The sequence below is a fragment of the Streptomyces sp. NPDC048275 genome (genome assembly GCF_040652275.1).
Lineage (GTDB): Bacteria > Actinomycetota > Actinomycetes > Streptomycetales > Streptomycetaceae > Streptomyces.
Window position 1 is genome coordinate 23535 of the sequence record NZ_JBEZLR010000087.1, and the last position, 18363, is coordinate 41897.

Sequence of the window (18363 nt, forward strand, 5' to 3'; positions counted from 1 at the left end):
CGCGGGCGGCACCGCTGGGGCCGCCAAGTGGTCCGTGGGGTCTGTCCACCCGCGGGCGCTGCGCTCACCGTGCCCGCCCGCTCAACGGGGAGTGGAGGAGACCACGACGGCAAACGGCACCGGGGCCACCGTACGGGCTGGGCTTCACGCCGGCTCCTCGGTCTGAGGGGTGGAAACGGACAGGGGTGTGTCCTCGAGCCTGGCCCGAGGCACCCCAGAGGCGGTCGAGGGCCGCTGGATCTGGGAGAGAGCCTCCGCGAGGATGCGCCAGATCTCCGCCGCCAGGTCGATGTTGGCGTCAGCCTGGGCCTGTTCGGCCAGCGCCCGCAGGCCCGCCGCCCCGCTGTCATCACCGGACAGGATGCGCAGGCGGTGGCGGAGGATGTCGAGGCGGACCCTGTCGCGGTAGGTCATCCGCGGTGCGTCGTGGGCGAGTTCACCCAGCAGGGTGCGGGCGTCGTCGTAACAGCCGGTCGAGAACGCCAAGTCCGCCTTGAGCGCGGTCAACTCCTGCCGCAGTGCGGGCGTGCCGACGAAGGTGAGCGCCGACTCTGCGGCCGTGATGCAGGTGTGTGCGGCGTCCGGCCGGGCCGGGACCCGCTGCAGGTGCAGTCGGCCGGCCGCCAGCCGCAACCGCAGCCACAGCACCAGGTCCTCGGTGCTGCTGAACCGCTCTAGAGCCTGCTGAAGGTACTCGTGCGCCCCCGAGTGGTCGCCCTGGCGCACCCGCACGGCCGCGGCCGTCCACATCGCCTCCGCCCACAGGACGTCCGTGCGGCCCGCGACCAGGGCGGTCAGTTCGTCGGCGTGCGCCCGCGCCTCCGGCAGCCGGCCCGCTTCCGTCTGTACCGACACCAGAGCGAGCAACGCGGCAGCCCGGTCTTCCACGCCCAGTGCGTTGTCTCGGGCGAGGTGGTGGGCGGCCACCGCGGCGTCCAGGGCCGGGGTGATCCCGCCGAGCGAGCGCAGACAGCGGGCCAGCCGGGTCAGCCCCCGCACCCGCAACTCGGGCAGGCCGACCTCGTCGCCCAGGCGTACCAGTTCCTCCAGCAGCGCCCGCTCGCCCTCGTGGTCGCCCTGCAGCCGCTTGGACCGGGCCAGCAGCCACAGTGCCTGCCAACGCAGCACCGGTGCCTCGTGGCCCTCGGCGGCGAGTGCCCCGGCCAGCTCCCCCACCGCGTCCTCGGAACCGGTGGAGGAGGCCAGCGTCAGGGCGTGCGCCAGCGAACCGGAGGGGGGCTCCTCGAAATCGGCCGGCTGCAGACCGAGCCGGTCCGCGAGATAGGTGACGGCACGGTCGGTGGGCCGGCGGGCGCCCGACTCCAGACGGGAGAGATACCCGGTGGACATGCCGTCGCCGGCGAGGGCGCTCTGGGACAGGCCCCGGGCCATGCGCAGTTTCCTCAGACGACGTCCGAACGCGGGCTGCTGGAGCATGTGACCGATCCCAGGGATAGGAGACAGGCAAGTGAATTCGCCAAGAACCTCGGCCGAGCCTAGGGCAGTGGGCAATACGCGGGCAAACCTTTGCCACGGTCCCTGCCTCAGCCTCGTGCGGCTCTCTTGAAGAACTCCCCCGGCACCCGTGAGGACCTGGTCCAGTTCTCCCGGGACCTTCGTGCGCGTCTCATGGGACCTTGATGTGGGTCTCATGGGGCCTTGATGCGGATCTCATGGGGCCTTGATGCGGATCTCATGGGACTCAGGTGCTGGTCTCCTGCGGTCTTCGTGCATGTCTCGAGCGTTCCTCCAGCCGTCCCGAGCAGGATCCCGGGCATCAGCGGCACGCCGCACGTTTCCGCTTTCGCCCGGGAGTCGTCATGCAGCAGCCGGTTCCTGCCCGTCGTCCCGGCGCCGGGACAGCGGGGTCAGGACGGGTACCTTGGCGGGCGTCGGCGCCCGGGTCCGACGACGACATCGGCTGGCCGAAAGGCCAGGTCGGGTCACCCCGGCCCGGGGTGACCCGACCTGCAGACGCCACCGTGCGGACCCGGCTGCGCCGGTGCACGGTGCGCGGTCGGTGCCGGATGCGCACTGACTCGTCGGCACACGCAATACCCGGGCGCCGCATTATCCCGAGGCGCGCATTGCCCCACCGCACGGATTACCCAGGCCCACGACTGCAGCGCAGGATTCCAAGGCACCGAAATTCCCGAATGAGGGAATCACCGGATCACACGGTCGGACGAATTACCGGAACCGGTCTACAGCCATCACACAAGCCCCATATTCGCCGCCAGGAACGGGAATCTGCGGCCACCCCCCGTCCGCACACGAAAGCCCTCACCGCCCGCCCGGTGAGGGCTCAGATGCCGGTCAAAACCCCGGCAGGAGCGTGCGGGAACAGCCGGGCCGCCGGCCGGGGTCACGCGGCGAAGAGGTCGTAGGTCGAGCCGCGCCGCGGGCCGGCCAGCACGTCCAGCTGAGGGTCGACCGCGAGCACCGCCTGATGCAGGCGCTGCATCTGCGGCGACGGCTCCACCCCCAGCTCCTCGATCAGTCGCATCCGCAGCCTGCGGTAGACCTCCAACGCGGAGGCCTGCCGGCCCGAGCGGTAGAGCGCCACCATCACCTGCGCGTGGAGTCCCTCATGCTGCGGGTGACGTGCCGTCAATTCTGTTAGTTCGGCGAGGAGTTCGGCATGCCGCCCCAACCGCAGGTCGGCGTCGATCCGCCGCTCCACGGTCACCAGACGGCTCTCCTCCAGCCGTACGACCTCGATGCTCAGGACCGGCCCGACCCGCACGTCGACCAGCGCGGGCCCCTGCCACAGATCGAGGGCCCGACGGAAACGGGTCGCCGACGCCTCGTTGTCACCGGCTTCGAAGGCGGCCTGCCCCTCGCGCGCCAGATGCTCGTACTGGTGCACGTCCACGCAGTCCTGCGGGATCTGCAGCAGATAGCCGCCGTGGCGGGTGGCCAGGACCTCCTTGGCGCCGGCGCCGGGCGCGCCGGGCCCCATCGCGGTGCCCAGCCTCCTGCGCAGCTGCAAGATGTAGGTCTGCAGGGTGGTCAGCGCGCTCTGCGGCGGCTGGGTCGCCCAGATCTCCTCCATGAGCGTCGGAACGGGCATCACCCGTCCCGGATACAGCGCCAGCAGCGCCAGGATCTGCCGTGGCTTGCCCGCCGTCGGAACGATCGATCCCCCGTTGACGTCGGCACTCAACGGACCCAGAACCTGAATCCTCACGGTCTCCTCCGTATAGTCGTCGAGCTCCTCGTCCATTTCCTTCCGATGGCCGGAAATCCGCGCCGCCGCTCACGCTAGCGGGGTCCGTCCCCGTCCAGTGATTCCCTCCAGCACTCCTCGAGCGGACTTCCAAGTACCGTGCCGTGCACGCCGGTTCGGGGAAATCGAGCATGCTTGCATAGCCACTCGAATCGAACTCCTGATTCCGCCTTCACCCCAGTTCAAAGGGTTATCCTCGAAAATCTCGCGCGCGGGCACGAGAAACGGCGGCATCCGCATCACCGGCCGGACGGAAGTCAAGGCGGCGGGTGCCCTGAACCGCACGCGCCGGTCCCGAACGGGCCGCGTGGGCCGGCCGCGTGTTCTGGCGTGTTCGAGGCGCCGCCGGACACGACCCGACCTCTTCCCCGAGCCGTCGGACACAGAGCGCCCTGATGGCGACCGCAGAGGATGCCGACTCGCTCGTCGAGACCGCAGACACGGTTGATCTCCGCGACGAACTCGCCCCCGAGCAGGGAGCCATGGCCAGCGGGCCGCACGCGGCGTCAGTGGCCACCTCCAGGCGACCACGGCACAGGATCCGGCGAGCGGCACGCGCAGAACGTCCACCACCGGTGCCGCCGTCGCCCCGCCGTCGGTGGCGGGCGCGAGGCCCGCCCTCCGGGCGGACGACAGGAATGCGACGACAGGACCTACGGCGTTCCCGGCGGCGATGCACCCGACGGCCGACAGCGAGTCCGGGCCCAGCGACCGGAAGGTCTACCCGGGCCTCCGGCCATCGCAGCCTCGAGCCGCAGCACACCGGCAAGCATCACCGCGAGGCCGGCGAGCACGGCCGGCGCCGGACACCGACCGGGCCGTCCGCTGCGGCAGACACGGGCCGCCGGTCGTGGCGCGGCCAACTGGAGGGCCCGTGCCAGGTACCACACAGGACTCCCGCACGCGGGTGCGAGCCCGGGCAGCGGGTGCCACACGCCACGCCACGTCGGGGCCGCACACCTGGTGCGCAGCCGGGCCTATTCAATCCCCGCGAGAAGGGTGACGGGAGTTTGCGGGGGCAGCACGCCACCCGCCGCCGGCGCGGCTGTCAGCAGCGAGTGCTGCAGTCGGCGCAGCCGGGCGGACGGCTCCAGACCGAGGTCCTGCATGAGCGTGGTGCGCAGCCGCTGGTAGAGGCCGAGTGCCTCGCCGCGGCGTCCCGACCGGTGGAGCGCGATCATGTACTGAGCGTGCAGGTTCTCGTGGGTGCGGTAGCGGCTGGCCAGCACGGTCAGCTCCGCGAGCAGTTCGCGGTGGCGGCCCAGCCGCAGATCGGCCTCGATGCGCTGGTCCAGGGCGCACAGCCGGCTCTCCTCCAGCCGCCGTGCCTCCACCGCCAGTTGTGTCCCGGCCTGCAGGCCGGCGAAGGCGGAGCCGGCCCACAGACCGAGCGCGTCGCGCAGCGTGCGGGCGGCGCCGGGGAAGTCCCCCGCGTCCATGGCCCGGTAACCCACACCCGCGAGCCGGTCGAACTCGCGCACGTCACTGACGCCGCCCCCGCCGACCAGCAGATAGCCGCCGGGCGAGGTCACCAGAACCTCCTTGGCGCTGCGCCGCGACTCCTGGCCGGGTGCCGCGGCACCCAGCGCGGCCGTGATGAGCTCACGCAGTTGCAGCACATAGGTCTGCAGCGTGGTACGGGCACTGCGCGGGGGCCTGTCCCCCCATAACTCCTCGACCAGCGCGGACAGGGGAACCACCTGATCTACGTGCAGCGCCAGCAGTGCCAGCACCTGCCGGGGCTTCGGCGCGCTCGGAGTGATCGACACCCCGTTCTCCCTCACATCCAGTGCACCCAACAGCCCGATGTCCACGCCGTCTCCCCTCACCGGTGTACGCCACCCGACCCTCGATTAAAAAACAGCACGGACGGTTTGTCAATGAGCCCAAAACCTTCACGGACACCCAGAAGACGGGAGCTCACCGACCCGCACCCACGCAGCCGGGGCGACAAGAGGCTAGCAAAACAGACTCACCGGTCTGTTATGGAGAGGTTCATGGGTCCTGCCGAAGGTCGCCGTGCTTGCAGAAGGGCAGACCCGCGACACAACTGAACAGGGAACGAGACCACTGCGGATCTAAGCTCAGCGCATGGCCAAGTACTTCGACGTGCATCCGGAGAACCCGCAGCAACGCATCATCGGCCAGGTGGCCGAGATGATCCGTGCCGGAGGTCTCGTCAGCTATCCGACCGACTCCTGCTTCGCACTCGGGTGCCAGATCGGCAACCGGGATGGCCTCGAGCGGATCCGCTCGATTCGGCAGCTCGACGACCGGCACCACTTCACACTGATGTGCCAGGACTTCGCGCAGCTCGGCCATTTCGTACGGATCGACAATGCGGCGTTTCGCGCGATCAAAGCCACTACGCCCGGCAGTTACACGTTCATTCTTCCGGCGACGAAGGAGGCGCCGCGCAGGTTGCTGCACCCGAAGAAGAAAACCGTCGGAGTCCGGATTCCCGACCATGTCGTCGCCCAGGCACTTCTCGCCGAACTCGGCGAGCCGTTGCTGTCGAGCACTCTGTTGCTCCCCGACGAGGACAAGCCGCTCACCCAGGGATGGGAGATCAAGGAGCGACTCGATCACGTGGTGGACGCGGTCATCGACTCCGGTGAATGCGGCACCGAACCGACAACCGTCGTCGACTTCTCTCAGGGGGAACCCGAAGTCGTACGCCGGGGAGCGGGAGACCCCGCGCGGTTCGACTAGGAGCTGTCCGGCCGATCATGGTCATGGGCGGTCCGGCATGATGCCTGGGTGAGCATCATCGTCGAGTTCTTCGCGGCTCCGGATGACGCGTCAGCAGCTCTGGTTCTTCAGACCGGGCCGCGACGCGCATTCGAGTCGCTCTCCTTCGGCAACTTCGATCCCGAAGAGGCCGTGATCGAGTGGGAGTGCCTGTTTGCCGGCGTCAGCTTCGACGACCTCGTCGAAGCTGACGAGCCTCGTCTCGTCGCCGGCCAGCACGATGACGGGTGCGTCGTCTTTGCGATCTCGCCTCGTCTGTCCGCAGCGCTCGCCGAGGCTGAGCGGTCCGAGTTGAAGGATGCCGCTCTCGCATGGTCCTTGCAGCGGGCGGAGGACGGCGAGGTCATTGACACGGAGATCGCCGAAGTGATCTTGAGCGATCTGGCTGCTCTCGTCAGCAGCGCCCGACGCCAGAGCCAGAATGTCTACTGTTGGGTCGCATAGGAGTTCACGTTCGGAGCCAGATCGCAACGGACGCCGCGGTGGCGGTGCCGAGGAAGACGTAGCCGCGCTTGTCGTAGCGCGTGGCGACGGCTCGAGACTGCTTGAGGCGGTTGATCGCCCGTTCGACGGTGTTGCGTTTCTTGTAGCGGTTCTCGTCGAAGCCGCAGGGCCGTCCCCCGCGTGATCCTTTGCGCAGGCGGGCGGCCTGGCTGTCGGTCTTCTCCGGGATGGTGTGCCGGATGCCCCGGCGACGCAGGTACTTGCGGACGGTTCCGTTGCTGTATGCCTTGTCGGCCGCCAGGCTGTCGGGATTCCTGCGCGGTCTGCCCGGGCCGATCCGCGGAACGCGGATCTTCTCCAGGACGGCGCCGAACTGAGTGCAGTCCGCCCGCTGACCTGGAGTGACGATCAGGGACAGCGGGCGGCAACGGCCGTCCGCGCTCAGGTGGAGCTTGGTGGTGAACCCGCCCCGCGAACGGCCCAGGCCCTCACCTCCAGCACCACCTCCACCAGACGGGCGACCAGGCTCTGCCACGGCGTTTCGCCCTGGTGTTCTGCCTGCTCGCCCCCCTTTGAAGCGGGTGCCGGCGGAGGGTCGGTGCGGGCGCCTGCCGCATGTTGGTGAGCGCGGACGATGGTGGAGTCGACCGAAATGTCCCAGTCGATATCGTCCGCCGCTGCCTGAACCTGCTGGAGCAGACGCTCCCACGTCCCATCCGCGGACCACAGCCGGTGCATAGACGGTCCTCCACGGGCCGAACCGCTCGGGCAGGTCACGCCACTGAACACCGGTTCGGACCCGGTGCAGAATCCCGTCGATCACCTGCCGATGGTCCCGCCACCGGCCGCAACGCCCGTTGCTGACCGGCAGGAACGGCCGCAGCCGTTCCCATTCGGCATTCGTCAGATCACCCCGCCCCATGCCCACATCAACGAGTCCGGCGCGGAGCAGTCACATGATCGGCCGGACAAGGCCTAGTGCCGCTGGCGGTCGCCCGGGGCATGGGGTGTCCAGTCGCCTATCTGCCCGGGCTGACGATGCGGCGGATCGCCGACCTCTACCCCGGTGAGGCCAAGACGGACGCGAAGGACGCGTTCATCTCGTCCGCTACGCGCCAGGGGCGCGGAAGGCGACCTGTCGGCGGGCGGCCTCGTCAATCTCGTCGAGGGTGAGGAGCGGGGTAGCCCGGGTGCGAAGGGCGCCGCTGGCCTTGACGGTGAGGCTGACGGCGGCCATGGAGACCGGGTCGGGAAAGTCGAGGATGAGGACGATGTCGTCCTCACCGAAAGCGAAATACATGGCCTCGAGCGTGCCGCCGAGGCCGGTGACGACCTGCTCGACAGCGGCGCGGCGGCCACTCGCGCCCTCCTCAAGCAGCCCCTTGGTGCCTTCGGGTGTGTAGGTCGCCTGGATGAGGAACTTCGGCATCGGGACGCTCCCTGCCCATCATTTGTCCGGTCTGTGCAAGGGCCTTCCCCCAGGCTCGTCGCCTGCCACTCACCACACGGCCGGATTCACCCGGACAGCGGCGGGCCGCCGGTCCACGGCCGGTCCCAATCGCCCTCGCCCTGGCCCGCCGGTAGACGCCGGAGCGACCCTATCGAGCCCTCGGCGGTCGGCGCTGAGGACGCGTCAGACGGAATGGTGGGGCGGTTCCTCGTCTGCGCGCCCGTCGGCTCCGAGGGTCCGCCGCGAGGCCGGGGGCGTCGCCGTGTGCGTCCCGAGCGCTCCTCGGGCGCGAACAGCGGTGCACCCTCCTTCGTGTCCGGGAGGCGCCCCCGGGCGGAACAGGAGACGGCGACGTCGATGACGACCAGCCCCGGCTCCTTCAGGTGTGCCTCGTTGATCGAATCCATATACGGCACTACGCCCAACAGCCCGAAGGGTTCCGCCGATTCGGCGTCATCACCCGACCGAGTAGGGTCCGGGCAGGACGAGCATGGACCAGGCGCTGGCCACGCTGGACGACCTGTGTGGCGGGCTGGGAAGCAGACCTGGAGACCGGACGAGTTCGAGCACCTGATGGCGACGGCGATACAGGCCGAAGGCGGGGCGAGCGCGCAAGCCGACCGGGCGGGACTGCGCGCGGCCGGTCCGAAGGTGTCGCACGGCAGGCTCGCCCCGGTCGCGGCGCGGTTCGTGCCCGTGCTGGACTCCCCCAGCCGGGCGGCTTCGGCGAGGGGTGTGCGCTGCGGCTGGCGCTCGATGACGTGCTGCACCTGGTCGTGAACAGCGCGGCCTGACCGGGCACCACCCGCCCTGCCTGTCCGGGGCAGGGCGAGTCGCCGGACCAGGCCCAGTGGCTCTGGTCGCCGGGACGCGGGGCGTATAGCGCCCGGCCGCCGGGCCCGACGGTTCCTGGACGCTGTACGGGGTACCAAGGAACTCCCCACCGCCGGTGCTCACCCATGTCCTCACTGCGGAACCGAACGACATGGCGTCGGCGGCGCGGGCCCAAAGGTCAGTGCCTGTGTCAGAACCTTCGATTCCCAGGTGGCTGGCGATCGTGCTCGAGAACGACGTTCCGCCCATCTCCCCTACCTAGCTGAGGAGTTGCCGTTTGCAGCGGAGCGGTCGCAGTTTGGCCGCTCAGGTTTGGCACTGCGCCGTGCCGGCGGTAGACCACCCGCTCCAGGCGGCCCCGTCAGCACGGGCGTGTACACGAATCTCGACCTTCACCGGCCCGCACACGCGGGTCGAGCTTCCCACCTCCGTGGGCTCGACGGCCCCACCTGCCGGGACATAGGTGCGACCGCTGCCCAACTTCACCCAGTAACCACCGTCGACGACACGAAAGAACGCCTCGTAGGAGACGTTCACCGCCCTCGGCCCCGTATTGCGCGCCTTGACGTACGCCGTGATCTCCCGAGTGTAGATTCGGCCTTCCTTTCCGCGTTGGGCGCTGATGCAGCCGTTGACGGCCACCCGGCCGGTCGACACACCACCGCCGCAGGCGACTGCTGCGGCGTGAGCGTTCGTCGGAATGGCCAGCATGGTGAGCGCGGCAGCGCTCAGGATTGTTCCGATACGCCTCATATGCACAACCCTGCTCCCTTCGACCCTGATTGCCTCAGAGGAACCATGCCGCGTTGAGGCCTGGGAGGGCAGCGGCTCATCGAGTTCTTCACTCCAACGGAAGCGGGCAGTGCTCCGGCACGCGAGGCAGAATCATCGAAACTGGCTGCGCCCCTTGGTCGCCCAAGCTCGGCACGGTGTCCACTCGGTCGGGACGTGGCGCCTCCAGGCGCTGCGCGTCGAACTGGCTCGGTTCGGTGACCTGCCAGCGTCCGAACTCGCCGGGCTGCCAGATCAGTCGCATGGGACGGTCGAGCTGGACGGAGGTCTGGCCCAGGGTGACGACTTACCCGTCGATGGGGCACAGGTACCGGCCGCGGCTGCGGCCGGACGTCACACCCAGCAGAGGGACGCCGCACGTGGGCAGTCGTGAAGGGAGAGACGTCGATGAGGTGGTCGCCGTGCTCCTTGATGAGGATGCGCAGCCACACCTCCGTGCTGGTGATGCTGGCGCGGTACGCGGTCACCTTCCACGGTTCGGTGGTGAACCCGCAGGTATCAGCGCGGGCGATCGCGGCGTCCGGGGCGTCGGCCGTGGACATGTGCAGGGCGGTGCCGTCGTAGACGAGCCGGATCCCGTCCTGCTCAAGGTCTCGTCGTCGTGGTGCCTGACGCAAGAATTCGGCCAGGTCCCGGATCTTCAGCTGAGCCATGGCATCGTCCGCTCCCCGAAGTCGCCGTCGAGCCGCCGGAGGTCAGCACATCGATCGCCGGTTCCGCTCATGAGGGTCCCTGATGGGGATTCTTGATTGAAAACGGCCAGGGACGGTCTTCACTCGCCATTTGGTTGCGCCCTCAACGAGAAGACGGATTCTCTTCCGGTAGGCCGGCTGTCCTTGGTGCCGTGGCGGACGGTGGCCTGGATATGCGGGCCACAGGAGTCAGCCCGGCCATGAGGAGCAATGCGCCGATCGGCAGCAGGTCGAGGTTGGCCGCGAACAGAAGGAAGCCCACGAGTACCAGCACGGGACTCCAAGCGGGCAGCAGACGCGGTTTGGCGGCCACCAGCATGACCAGCAAGGTGAGCCAGCCCAACTGGAACGCAAGTGGGCCGATCATCTCCAGCGGTTCAGGCAAGGGTGCCGCGGTGTCCAGGTTTGCGAACAGATCACCGAGGATCACCCATAGGAAACAGGCGACGCCGAACAGGCTGACTGCTGCGGCCACGTTCGCGAGGAGACGCCTGCGCATGGTGGCGGCGGGAACGAGTTGACGCAGCCTGACCGTCACCACGCCGAAGAGTACGAAGCCGATGAAGAACAGAGTGTGTCCGAGGTTCCAGGCGAGCCCAGGTCCGTGCTCCCCGTCCAACCCGTCGACGAGTCGCAGCAGGCCGTACAGCACCAGCAGGAGCGGAGCGATGAGGGCGGGGCTCTGCACGCCCACGAGTTTGGAGGTCATACCGGCAGACTCACAGGCCGCTGGCCTCCGGCCTATCGGGGGAGTCCCCCACCGAACCCGGGAATGTGTCCCGTAGGGGGCCGTGCGCACCCAGGGGATACGGCTGCCGAAGCCTGGCCCCGAATCGACGGCCGACGGGCAAATCCGCAGGCGCGGGGACTCCGCTGAATGCAGAGCAGTGGCCTGCAGGTGGGGAACTTCGGAGAGCAGCTCCGTCCCCCGCTGAGCACAGGGTGAGGAGATCCAAGGTTCAGGCAAGAATTTCGTGATGAGTGACGGAGTGTCATTTTTCTGGCATCGTCATGTACGTGTGACGAGCTTCTGGGCATCGCGTTCCCACACCTGAAGTCGGTGCGGGTGGAAAGGGTGTTCGTGGAGGGTGGCACGGTGCATGTCACCGCGTGCACTCAGGAAGGCCGGGCAGTGGCCTACCCGGGCTGCGGGACTTCCGCACGCCGTGTACACAGCCGATACCAACGGCATCGCGCCGATACCGCCATCGCCGGGCGGCCGGTGGTCATCGACCTGACGGTACGCCGCCTGTTCTGCGACCAACGCGTCTGCTCGCGCGCACGTTCGTCGAACAGGTCGACGGCCTGACCATCCGCTGCCTGTTGCTGGCGCTCACGTTGGCTCTGGCTGGCCGGGCCGGGGCTCGGATTGCGGCAGTCCTCGCGGTAGCGGTCAGCCGGGTCACGTTGATCAGCCTGTTGACGGCTCTGCCCGATCCGCCGGCCACCAGAGCCCCGTCCAGTCCGAGGGTGCTGGGCGTGGACGACTTCGCGTTTCGCAAGGGCAGTACCTACGGCACCATCCTCGTCGATGTCGATACATCCGCAGTGATCGACCTTCTGCCCGATCGCTCGTCCGAGACCCTCACGGCGTGGCTGGCCGACCACCCCGGCGCCGAGATCATTTGCCGTGACCGCGACAGCAGTTACAGCCGAGCCGCCACCGCCGCCTGCCCGGACGCCACACAAGTTGCGGACCGCTTTCACCTGCTCCAGGGCCTGTACCGAGCCGTCGAGAAGGTCTGCCACCAGCACCGCAGCTGCCTGAAGAAGCATGCCGAGCACGGCCAGGACCGGCCCATCCAGATGCCGCTGCTCGATGCCCTGCCGCCGACCCTGATCGTCCAGCGGGTTCTGAACCGGCACGCGGAGATCAACCGCATGGTCGCGACCGGCTACCCGGTCAGTGAGATCACCCGGCGCCTCAGCCTGGACCGCAAGACCGTGCGCCACTACCGCGACACCGACCTCGACATGCTGCTCGCCTCGGCTCGCGACCGCCGTAGCGTTCCGCTCGACCGCTTCAAGCCTTTCCTCCAGGCCGAGTTCGCCCGCGGAAACACCAGTGGCACTGCCCTGTTCGAGCAGCTGCGTGAACAGGGCTACCAGGGCGGCTACTTCACCCTCACCCGCTACCTCCGCACCGTCCACGCCGGCACCGCACCCACGGCCCCCGCCGAGTTACCCAGGCCGCGCCGGTTCACCGGCTGGATCACGCAGACCCGCGAGAGCCTGTCACCTCGTGATGCCGCCGGACTGGACGAAGTACGACTCGCCTGCCCGGACATCGCGGCAGCCTGCGACTTTGCCCGCGCGTTCACCGACCTGCTGCGTCACCGCCGCGGCTTCCTCCTGCACGACTGGATCCGTCAGGCCGAGCAGACCGCGCCCGCCCCGGTGAAGAGCTTCGCCGGATTCCTGCGTCAGGACATCGACGCCGTGCTGGCCGGGTTGACCTCGGACTACAGTTCCGGCGTGGTCGAGGGACACGTCAACAGACTCAAAACGCTGAAGCGGCAGATGTTCAACCGGGCCGGGCCCCCCTTGCTCCGCAAGCGGGTCCTGCTCGCCGCTTCGTTCACTGCTTCGTTCACTTCAAGAAATGACGTGAGCGTCCTCGCCACATGATGGCGGGAGGCTGAAGCGATCGCGGTCGGTGTATGTGCGTTTGCCGACGCCCAGGGGTCTCTAGGACGGTCGTCGTTGCACGGCATCGGCGATAACCGCTGTCACGAGCTTGTTGACGGCTGCCAAGTCCGGCGGGCCGGGGTCGCGGTCTGCGAACAGGAGATGCCCGCCACCGACCAGCGAGAGGGTGAGTGAGTCGATGTCGGCGTCGGCCGCGATGCGGCCCAGTTCACGCTCGTCGGCCAGATAAGCGGAGATCGCGGTCGCGGCCTCGGCGAGGATCGCGATGCCGCCTCCGGGCCTGGCCTGCCGCAGCCGTGCGCGCAGCTCATCCCGGAAGGTGATGAGCGGGATGATTGCCACCGGAATCGGTCCGAACAGGGTGGCCAGTGCGCTGGTGAGGTTGTCGGCCACCGCGCCGGTGCCGGCGGACTCGCGCAGCGCACTCGCCTGCGTCTCGAGCTGCGCGGCCCGGTCGAGCACGAGGTCGGCGAGGAAGGCGTCGAAGTCGGAGAAGTGCCGGTGCAGGACACCTTTGGCGCAGCCCGCCTCGTCGGTGACGGCCCGGCTGGTCAACCCGCTCGGCCCGTCCCGCAGAAGCACGCGCTCTGCAGCGTCGAACAGCTGCTGCCGCGCGTCGCGAAGATGCACCCCAGTCGGCATTCACAGATCCTCTCGTACTTCATCCCGCTGGCAACCGTTGCCCAGTGGGCATGCGCCCACTAAGGTGGGCGCATGCCCACTTTACCGCGAGAGCAACCAGAATCATCCCCGGCGGAGCCGCATGAGGCCCGACGGATGGCCGAGTCGTTCGGCGTGGACGCGCAACGCTACGACCAGGCCCGGCCCGGCTACCCCGATACGTTGGTGACACGGATCGTCGCCGGAAGCCCCGGCTCTGACGTGCTCGACGTCGGCTGCGGCACCGGCATCGCAGCCCGCCAGTTCCAGGCCGCCGGCTGCACCGTGCTCGGCATCGAGCCCGATGCGCGGATGGCCGACTTCGCGCGAGCCCGTGGCCTGCAGGTCGAGGTGGCGACCTTCGAAGCTTGGCAGCCGGTCGGCCGGACATTCGACGCGGTCATCGCCGCCCAGTCGTGGCACTGGGTGGAACCGGTCGCCGGCGTCGTGAAGGCGGCACGTGTGCTGCGTCCAGGGGGACGGCTGGCGATCTTCGGACACGCGTACGAGCCGCCAACCGAGGTGGCCGAACCGTTCGCCGCTGCCTACCGGCGGGCGGCGCCCGACTCCCCGTTCGACGGCCAACCGGCCCGACGTCCGCTCGGCCTCTACCAGGCGGCATACGCGAAGTTCGCCGACAAGATCCGCGAGACCGAACAGTTCAACGCTCCCGAACAGTGGCGATTCGCCTGGGAGCAGTCCTACACGCGCGACCAATGGTTGGACCTGCTACCCACCACCGGCGGCCTCACCCAACTCCGCCCCGATCAGCTGGCCCAGATACTGGACGCGGTCGGGAGCGCCATCGACTCCCTGGGCGGACGCTTCACAATGAACTACAGCACCCTGGCAGCGACCGCCGTACGCGTCGGCACCTCCTGAGTCCATCGGCAACGCCGCCGCCGACCCACGAATCCGTTCGGCCGTTCAACGCTCTGCCGGGCGTCGGCGGAGCGCGGCCGCCGCGTGGGCGACCATCTCGGCCGGGAGTTGCCGGGCCGGTGCCGGTGACGATGCAGACGGGGCTAGGTGCTTCATCAGCGCGGTGCGCGTAGGCAGGACACTCTGGGCAGGAGTCATCCCCGTGTGTGATCCGGATTAGTGTCACTCGTCACGAAAATCTTGCCTGAACCAGATTCAGATAGCGCCATCAGGGGGTCATGACCGCGTGCAGCACCGAGACGAACTCCACGAACTACTCGCACACGCCGGACTCACGGTCGTCGAGGACGTGCGCCCGGGCAGCCTGTTCCCGCCGGAGGCCGGCTGGCGGATCGCGCGGGGGATCGCGGCGCCGGACGGCGTGGCCCGGGAAGCGCTCGATGCCGCGTGGTGGCGCCGTCTTTGCGATGTCGACGGCGAGTTCCTGGTGGCCGTCCTCAGGCACCGGATCGGCGGCAACGACTCCTGGTGGACCCGGGTTCGGCACGCCGGGAGCGGCATGCCGGAATTGACCGGCGCCCCCGGGTTCGTGGCGCTCTCCCTCGACGGGCAGGTGCTGCTGGCGGAGGTGCCCGGCGCGGACGGGCATCGGGTGACGGCCCTCGACCGACTGCCGGAGCGGCTGGAGGAGGCCGCCGCAGCCGCCGGGCGTGAGACGGAGGTCGAGCGCGCCGAGGTGTGGGCAGCGGTGCCCGGCCGACATGCGTGGCCTCTGCACTGGGCGGAGGGGATCGGGTCCAATCCGGCCGCGACGGACGAACTGCTGATCCGGCTGCTGGATGTGGAGGAGGGCTTCCTGCACGGATGCGACCGGCCCGCCGTCCTCGACGCCGCCGTGGCGCACCCCGATCCGCGGGTGCGGTCAAGGCCCGCCGACACCTTCAGGCCTAATCTCACATCCGATCAGTGGGTACACCTGGTCCGCGCCGAGCCGTCGCCGAATCGAGGCGTGCTCTGGGCGGAGCACGCCTGCATCTGGGGCGCCGAACTCCCCGAGGACCTGTACGACGACCTCCTCGCCGACCCGTCCCGCGCGCGAGCCGCCGAACTCCCGGGGCTCCCCGCACAGCACCTCCCTGGCCTCGCGGCCGACGCCGATCCCCGGGTGCGGGCGGCGGCCTGTGCCCGGTGGGAGGACCTCGCTGCGCCGCTGCGGGAGCGGCTGCTGGCCGACACCGACTACGCGGTGCGAACGGCTGCGCTGCTCGCCCACCACATCGGCGTACCCATGCCTCGCGAGGTTTTCGCCGCCCTGCCCGACCCGCGGCGGGCGCTCGAACGGTGCCGCCTCGCGCCCGAGCTGGAGGCGGAGCTGGTCCGGGACGGGGACGCGGGGATGCGTCGGGCGCTGGCCGCCAACCCGGGCCTGGGTGCGCACGGCGTCGCCGTGCTGGCGGAGGACCCGCAGGACGACATCCGCTCCGCGGTGGCGCTGCGCCCCGACCTCACCGAGGAGCAACGTGCCGCGGTGTGCCACGACTTCGACCCGACGTCGATGTCGCACACCCTTCCCTGGGTCGAGGACCTGCACGGCGACGCCGACGCGATGCGCCGTCTCGCCGCGTCGTCCCACCCACTGGTCCGCCGCAGTGTGGCCCGAGCCCGGCATCTCCCGCCGGATGTCGTGGCGCGCCTGGCGCGGGACGAGGACCGGGTGGTCCGCCTGTTCCTCGCCGAATCATGCGAGGACGCGCCGGCAGACATGCTGCTGGAGGTCTGGCGCTGGTGGGACGGCAGCTTCAGCCACCCCGACCGGCCCCGCAGCCACCCCAACTTCCCCCGTACGGGCCTGCTGCGCTACACCGCCGACCCCAGCGGGCGGATGCGCCGACTGGCCCTGGACGATCCGGAGTCGACACTGGCCGACGTCGCACGCCTGGCCCGGGATCCCGAAGCCGAGGTGCGCCGCCGCGCGGCTGAGGACCCCCGGCTGTCACCGGCCGACGCGGTGCGGCTGCTGAACGACCCGGAGGCTTACGTCCGCGGCACGGCGGTGCGCAATCCGCGGCTGCCAGCCCGCGTCCTGGCCGGGCTGCTGCACGACCGCGAGACGGCATGCGCAGCGGTCACCAACCCGGCGATCCCAGTCCCCGTCCTGCACCGCATCCTGGCCGCGGCCGCGACAGCCGTGGCAGCCCGGCGCTGAACACCGACACTCCGCACGGAGACCGTGGCGGTCCGACGCTGAACTCCGGCACGCCTAGGACCTGTTGCGAAAGTGGATCTTGGTCGTAGATGATCACGCCCTGTGGGACGTGGTGATCTGACGAACGGGCAGTGGGTCCGGCTGGAGCCGCTGTTGCCGCAGGGCATCAAGCCGGGCCGTCCGCCGGTGTGGACGCGGCGGCAGCTCATAGACGGCATACGGTGGCGGACCCGGACCGGTGCCCCCTGGCGCGACGTGCCGGAACGCTACGGCCCCTGGGACCGGGTCTACGACCTGTTCCGCCGCTGGCAGCGCGATGGCCACCTGGGCCAGGATTGTCACCCAGCTCCAGGCCGAGGCGGATGCGAAGGGCCTCATCACCTGGGACGTGAACGTCGACTCCACCGTCTGCCGGGCCCACCAGCACGCCGCCGGGGCGGCGAAAAGGGGGACCTTCAAAAGGAGCCGCCCGGCGGCATCGCCGTCGAGCCGGCCGACCACGGTCTCGGACGCTCCCGGGGCGGGCTGACCACAAAGATCCACCTTGCCATCGAGCAGGGACAGAGGCCACTGTCGGTCGTGATCACAGCCGGTCAGCGGGGTGACTCGCCGCAGTTCGAACCGGTTCTGGAAGCGATCCGGGTGCCCCGGCTCGGTCGGGGCCGACCCCGCAGGCGCCCGGACCGGGTGCGTGCCGACAAGGCGTACGACTCCCGCAGTAACCGGGCCTACCTGCGCAGACGCGGAATCAAGGCGACCATCCCAGTCCCGGCGGACCGCGTCCAAAACCGTCAGAAGCTCGGCTCCCGAGGCGGTCGGCCGCCAACATTCGACAAGAGCGACTACCGCGAGCGGCATGCCGTCGAGTGCGGGATCAATCGCCTCAAGCGCCATCGGGTCGTGGCCACGAGGTACGACAAGCTCGCCGTTCGCTACGAGGCGACCGTGCTGGTCGCAGTCCTCAACGAGTGGCTGTGACCAGCAGTTTCCAGTCAGATGCTATGAGCGGATGAGTGTGTGGGCTTGGTCGATCCACCCCAACACGGCCTTGGCACCACAGCTTTCGGCCACCGACTGGGCCTCGTCGAGGTGGTGGAACGCCGCCGATGGGTCGCCGGTTTCGGCCGCGAGGTAGGCCAGCGCCACCAGGCCGGCCGCTTCCCCGGGCCTGAAACCGATCTCCCGGCGCAGTGTCAGTGATTCGGTCAGCCGCTCGCGGGCCTGATCGAAGTGGCCTGCGTCCTTGTCGGCGAAGCCCAGGTGGCGAATCGCATACGACATCGTCATCCGGTCGTCGACGGATTTCGCCAGCTCGTACGACCGCTCGAAGTATGGCCTGCCGGTGGCGCCGTCGCCCTTGACCACCTGGTGCCAGCAACCAACCCAGAACAACGCGTCCGCCTGGCCCGACGCATCCCCCAGACGCTCGTACAACTCGGCCGCGCGCTCGAACAGCACCAGTTCTTCGCTGTTCTCCTCGCGCTCGTTCAGGAAGCGGACGTGCAGTACCTTGCCCCGCGCCATGGAGAGCGGCGCCTCGACCGCGTCCAGCACGTCATCGGACCGGTCCAGCGCGGACGTTTCCCCTCCGAACATCGCCGCTTCGAACAGCTCTCCCGCACGTTCGATCCAACCCTGTCCTTGCATGCCCCTACCCCTCCCGTTGGACGATGATGGCAGATGGCGTCCCGCCACGTGGTGTAGGGGATCAAGACACCGGAATCCGCAGGCCAGGGGCGCCGACCATGCCCGATCAGATGTCCAACTCGCCTTG

General features: G+C 69.2%; 17 protein-coding genes and 3 pseudogenes. 10 read left to right on the forward strand and 10 right to left on the reverse strand.

All coding sequences use genetic code 11. The features are described from left to right. Positions 1 to 144: 144 nt before the first annotated feature. From AB0D57_RS35950 to AB0D57_RS35960, 3 genes are all read right to left on the reverse strand, one after another. Entirely contained in the window at positions 145 to 1437 is a 1293-nt protein-coding gene (locus AB0D57_RS35950) for a helix-turn-helix domain-containing protein (RefSeq protein WP_362083144.1), read from the reverse strand. A gap of 928 nt (positions 1438 to 2365) precedes the next feature. Next, complete coding sequence (locus tag AB0D57_RS35955) at positions 2366 to 3190, reverse strand: AfsR/SARP family transcriptional regulator (RefSeq protein ID WP_362083147.1); 825 nt, start codon at positions 3188 to 3190, stop codon at positions 2366 to 2368. A 1016-nt stretch (positions 3191 to 4206) separates the two neighbouring features. Then, entirely contained in the window at positions 4207 to 5043 is an 837-nt protein-coding gene (locus AB0D57_RS35960; protein WP_362083150.1) for an AfsR/SARP family transcriptional regulator, read from the reverse strand. 277 nt (positions 5044 to 5320) lie between these two features. Here AB0D57_RS35960 and AB0D57_RS35965 point away from each other — a divergent pair, with 277 nt between their 5' ends. Both AB0D57_RS35965 and AB0D57_RS35970 read left to right on the forward strand, forming a co-directional pair. Continuing rightward, on the forward strand, positions 5321 to 5941 hold the full coding sequence (locus AB0D57_RS35965; protein WP_362083153.1) for an L-threonylcarbamoyladenylate synthase: 621 nt from the start codon (positions 5321 to 5323) through the stop codon (positions 5939 to 5941). Positions 5942 to 5989: 48 nt separating this feature from the next. Next, on the forward strand, positions 5990 to 6424 hold the full coding sequence (locus tag AB0D57_RS35970; RefSeq protein ID WP_362083156.1) for a hypothetical protein: 435 nt from the start codon (positions 5990 to 5992) through the stop codon (positions 6422 to 6424). Positions 6425 to 6428: 4 nt separating this feature from the next. On the opposite strand, the pseudogene AB0D57_RS35975 reads toward AB0D57_RS35970, so the two are convergent. After that, a pseudogene (locus tag AB0D57_RS35975) lies at positions 6429 to 7346 on the reverse strand (IS5 family transposase). Between the two features lie 50 nt (positions 7347 to 7396). On the opposite strand from AB0D57_RS35975, the pseudogene AB0D57_RS35980 reads away from it, so the two are divergent. Continuing rightward, positions 7397 to 7540 (forward strand): annotated as a pseudogene (locus tag AB0D57_RS35980) (transposase); the annotation flags it as partial. On the opposite strand, the gene AB0D57_RS35985 reads toward AB0D57_RS35980, so the two are convergent. Then, positions 7533 to 7853, reverse strand: coding sequence for a GYD domain-containing protein (locus AB0D57_RS35985; RefSeq protein WP_362083159.1), 321 nt, complete (start codon positions 7851 to 7853; stop codon positions 7533 to 7535). The pseudogene AB0D57_RS35980 and the gene AB0D57_RS35985 sit on opposite strands and share 8 nt — an antisense overlap. 86 nt (positions 7854 to 7939) lie before the next feature. Beyond that, complete coding sequence (locus AB0D57_RS35990; protein ID WP_362083162.1) at positions 7940 to 8281, reverse strand: DUF6207 family protein; 342 nt, start codon at positions 8279 to 8281, stop codon at positions 7940 to 7942. Positions 8282 to 8447: 166 nt separating this feature from the next. Between AB0D57_RS35990 and AB0D57_RS35995 the strand changes: the two genes are divergently transcribed. Beyond that, positions 8448 to 8654 (forward strand): hypothetical protein, encoded by a 207-nt coding sequence (locus AB0D57_RS35995; RefSeq protein ID WP_362083165.1) that lies wholly within the window; start codon positions 8448 to 8450, stop codon positions 8652 to 8654. 360 nt (positions 8655 to 9014) lie between these two features. Here AB0D57_RS35995 and AB0D57_RS36000 read toward each other — a convergent pair whose 3' ends face one another. Then, positions 9015 to 9419, reverse strand: a complete 405-nt coding sequence (locus tag AB0D57_RS36000) for a hypothetical protein (protein WP_362083168.1) — start codon at positions 9417 to 9419, stop codon at positions 9015 to 9017. 498 nt (positions 9420 to 9917) lie between these two features. On the opposite strand from AB0D57_RS36000, the gene AB0D57_RS36005 reads away from it, so the two are divergent. Then, positions 9918 to 10064 carry a hypothetical protein gene (locus tag AB0D57_RS36005; protein WP_362083171.1) on the forward strand — a complete coding sequence of 49 codons (147 nt, stop codon included), beginning with the start codon at positions 9918 to 9920 and terminating at the stop codon, positions 10062 to 10064. A 231-nt stretch (positions 10065 to 10295) separates the two neighbouring features. Here the strand turns inward: AB0D57_RS36005 and AB0D57_RS36010 are convergent, their stop codons facing one another. Next, the gene (locus AB0D57_RS36010) at positions 10296 to 10901 is read right to left on the reverse strand and encodes a hypothetical protein (protein ID WP_362083174.1); all 606 of its coding nucleotides are present in this window, start codon (positions 10899 to 10901) and stop codon (positions 10296 to 10298) included. 423 nt (positions 10902 to 11324) lie between these two features. Between AB0D57_RS36010 and AB0D57_RS36015 the strand changes: the two genes are divergently transcribed. Continuing rightward, the gene (locus AB0D57_RS36015; protein WP_362083192.1) at positions 11325 to 11501 is read left to right on the forward strand and encodes a transposase family protein; all 177 of its coding nucleotides are present in this window, start codon (positions 11325 to 11327) and stop codon (positions 11499 to 11501) included. Between the two features lie 29 nt (positions 11502 to 11530). After that, positions 11531 to 12820, forward strand: a complete 1290-nt coding sequence (locus AB0D57_RS36020) for an ISL3 family transposase (RefSeq protein ID WP_362083177.1) — start codon at positions 11531 to 11533, stop codon at positions 12818 to 12820. 60 nt (positions 12821 to 12880) lie between these two features. Here the strand turns inward: AB0D57_RS36020 and AB0D57_RS36025 are convergent, their stop codons facing one another. Continuing rightward, positions 12881 to 13483 (reverse strand): TetR/AcrR family transcriptional regulator, encoded by a 603-nt coding sequence (locus AB0D57_RS36025; RefSeq protein WP_362083180.1) that lies wholly within the window; start codon positions 13481 to 13483, stop codon positions 12881 to 12883. A 72-nt stretch (positions 13484 to 13555) separates the two neighbouring features. Between AB0D57_RS36025 and AB0D57_RS36030 the strand changes: the two genes are divergently transcribed. The 3 genes and pseudogenes from AB0D57_RS36030 to AB0D57_RS36040 all read left to right on the forward strand — a co-directional run. Continuing rightward, the gene (locus AB0D57_RS36030; protein WP_362083183.1) at positions 13556 to 14383 is read left to right on the forward strand and encodes a class I SAM-dependent methyltransferase; all 828 of its coding nucleotides are present in this window, start codon (positions 13556 to 13558) and stop codon (positions 14381 to 14383) included. Positions 14384 to 14669: 286 nt separating this feature from the next. After that, positions 14670 to 16589 carry a hypothetical protein gene (locus AB0D57_RS36035; RefSeq protein ID WP_362083186.1) on the forward strand — a complete coding sequence of 640 codons (1920 nt, stop codon included), beginning with the start codon at positions 14670 to 14672 and terminating at the stop codon, positions 16587 to 16589. Positions 16590 to 16709: 120 nt separating this feature from the next. Continuing rightward, positions 16710 to 17567: pseudogene (locus tag AB0D57_RS36040) on the forward strand (IS5 family transposase); the annotation flags it as partial. Positions 17568 to 17588: 21 nt separating this feature from the next. Here the strand turns inward: AB0D57_RS36040 and AB0D57_RS36045 are convergent. Next, positions 17589 to 18236 (reverse strand): tetratricopeptide repeat protein, encoded by a 648-nt coding sequence (locus tag AB0D57_RS36045; RefSeq protein WP_362083189.1) that lies wholly within the window; start codon positions 18234 to 18236, stop codon positions 17589 to 17591. Between the last annotated feature and the right edge of the window lie 127 nt (positions 18237 to 18363).